At 60.7% G+C, this 1,048-nt stretch carries 1 protein-coding gene; it reads right to left on the bottom strand.

The annotated features are described in order from the left end of the window. A partial coding sequence (clpX, locus tag ACFQBR_RS33570) for an ATP-dependent Clp protease ATP-binding subunit ClpX (RefSeq protein ID WP_378554984.1) occupies window positions 1-1,048 on the bottom strand: 1,048 nt, incomplete at both ends.

Raw genomic sequence — 1,048 nt, 5'->3', positions numbered from 1 at the left:
TTCACGTTGTCGATCACCGTCTCCCGACTGATGATCACCTGCCCCACATCCTCACGCGAAGGCACCTCGTACATCACCGACAACAACACCTCCTCGATGATCGCCCGCAACCCACGCGCACCCGTCCCCCGAATAATCCCCTGCTCAGCAATCGCCTCCAAAGCCTCCGGCGTGAACTCCAACCCCACACCGTCCAACTCGAACAACCGCTGATACTGCTTCACCAACGCATTACGCGGCTCCGTCAAAATCCGGATCAACGCCCCACGATCCAGATCATCCACACTCGTGATCACCGGCAACCGACCGATGAACTCCGGAATCATCCCGAACTTCAACAGGTCCTCCGGCATCACCTCACCGAACAACCCCGACTCCGCCACCTCACCCCGAGGCCGCAGAACCGCATTGAACCCCATCCCCTGCTGACCCGTCCGCGACTCGATGATCTTCTCCAGACCCGCGAACGCCCCACCACAGATGAACAACACATTCGTCGTATCGATCTGAATGAACTCCTGGTGCGGATGCTTGCGCCCACCCTGGGGCGGCACACTCGCCGTCGTCCCCTCCAAGATCTTCAACAACGCCTGCTGCACACCCTCACCCGACACATCACGCGTGATCGAGGGATTCTCACTCTTACGCGCGACCTTGTCGACCTCATCGATATAGATGATCCCCGTCTCGGCCTTCTTCACATCGTAATCAGCCGCCTGGATCAACTTGAGCAGGATGTTCTCCACATCCTCCCCCACATACCCCGCCTCCGTCAGCGCCGTCGCGTCCGCGATCGCGAACGGCACATTCAGGATCCGCGCCAGCGTCTGCGCCAACAGCGTCTTGCCCGACCCCGTCGGACCCAGCAGCAAGATGTTGGACTTCGCGATCTCCACGCCCTCCGACCCCGGACGCTCACCCTCCGACCGCACACGCTTGTAGTGGTTGTACACCGCCACCGACAAGGCCTTCTTCGCCTGGTCCTGACCGATCACATACGAGTCCAGGAACTCGTAGATCTCCCGCGGCTTCGGCAACGAGTCCCACG

It is taken from the genome of Nocardiopsis tropica (genome assembly GCF_042660575.1).
In the GTDB taxonomy this organism is placed as follows: domain Bacteria; phylum Actinomycetota; class Actinomycetes; order Streptosporangiales; family Streptosporangiaceae; genus Nocardiopsis; species Nocardiopsis tropica.
This window is presented reverse-complemented; position numbering and strand designations above follow the sequence as displayed.